This window comes from Vibrio sp. Vb1554 (assembly GCF_033344235.1).
This window is the reverse complement of the sequence record NZ_JAWPOJ010000203.1, coordinates 1-1,372: the sequence shown is the minus strand read 5'-3', so window position 1 is coordinate 1,372 and position 1,372 is coordinate 1. Positions and strand designations below refer to the sequence as shown.

The following is a 1,372-nucleotide window of genomic DNA, read 5'->3' as shown; positions in this document are numbered from 1 at the left end:
CAGAACATCACTGCAGTGGATGAGCTTTGGCTCGTTGCTGTCGCTCGTCATTTATTTTGTTGCTGTGCCTTAACAGCCAGTTGTAGAGAAAAGCTTATGTTGAACACAGGCAAGTTACTTCGCCAAAACCTATTTTGCAAAGCGGCGTTGGTAGCGGCTTTAGCACCATGGCCAGTTTTGGCTGCGCCTTTACCTGATGCTGCCAAAATCGACTTTGAATTTGAATTGCCAAAGATCGATACCTCAATGTACGCCCGTCCTTACGTCGCAGTGTGGGTTGAAGATGAACAACGTCAATCCGTTAAAACCATTCAGCTTTGGGTCGGTAAGGATGAGTGGCTCAAAGACATGCGCAGCTGGTGGCGAAAAGTGGGTCGTTATGATCGCGATCTGATTGACGCTGTGACGTCTGCGACTCGCCCTGCTGGGCAGTATCGATTTGTTTGGGATGGTACTAACGACGCAGGCGAACGCCTTGAGCAAGGTGACTATACTTTACATGTTGAGGTCGTTCGTGAACACGGTGGTCGCAACTACTTGCGCCAAAAAATGACATTAGCGGACAGTGAGGTGCGCTACCAACTCAAACCAACTCAAGAGACGGGGGTCATCACCGTCAATTACCAAGTTAAGTGATAGAAGGACACAACAATGAAAACCAAAATGAAAGCAGTGGCGTTAGCAAGCGTAATGGCAATGGGATTAGCTGCAGCGACAACGGCACAAGCGCATCCTCGTTGGGTTTTGCCTTCGCACTTTACCGTTTCTAAAGAAGGTGGTGATTGGCTCACGTTCGATGTGACCGCTTCTCATGGCACATTTGTATTCGATAAGCCAGCAGGTAGCGAACAAGCTTTTGTCATCATGCCGGATGGCCGCTCTGAGCGTCCGAACTTTGTAATACGCGGTAAGCGTCGTTCGATGTTCGATTTCTTCTTTGTTGAAGAGGGCACGCATAAGGTTGCGATCAACAATGAGCCGAGCTACTACACCCAGTACAAAGCAGGTCGCCGCGATACTGTGAAGTGGGTTAGAGCCAATAAAGCTGAGCGCGCTGATGTGCTACCAGAAAAAACGCGTGATGTGGTGACTCAGCTAAGCTACACCCGCGCAGAAAGCTACATCACGGTCGGTAAACCAACAGAAAAAGCGTTAGAAATTGAAGGCAAATTGCTAGAGCTAAAACCGCTGACTCACCCATCTGACATCATTGAAGGTGAAGCGGTGACGTTCCAGTTCTTCTTCGATGGCAAACCTCAACAAGGTGTGACGGCAGAGATCACGCGTGAAGGAACGTTGTATCGCAACCATCAAGAGCAAATTGATGTGGTGAGTGATAAAGACGGAAAAATTACTTTTACGCCAGACGTGG

Annotated in this window: 2 protein-coding genes and 1 pseudogene; all 3 read left to right on the top strand. The window is 48.6% G+C overall.

Going from position 1 to position 1,372, the window contains the following annotated elements:
* A pseudogene (locus R8N28_RS24965) lies at positions 1 to 73 on the top strand (peptidase); the annotation flags it as partial.
* A gap of 23 nt (positions 74 to 96) precedes the next feature.
* Entirely contained in the window at positions 97 to 636 is a 540-nt protein-coding gene (locus R8N28_RS24960) for a DUF2271 domain-containing protein (RefSeq protein ID WP_005479631.1), read from the top strand.
* Between the two features lie 15 nt (positions 637 to 651).
* Positions 652 to 1,372, top strand: a 721-nt coding sequence (locus R8N28_RS24955) for a DUF4198 domain-containing protein (protein WP_318183633.1), incomplete at its 3' end; no start/stop codon positions are given.

Coding starts and splice junctions, on each gene's coding strand:
- R8N28_RS24960 (WP_005479631.1), top strand. CDS start 97: ATGTTGAACACAGGCAAGTTACTTCGCCAAAACCTATTTTGCAAAGCG.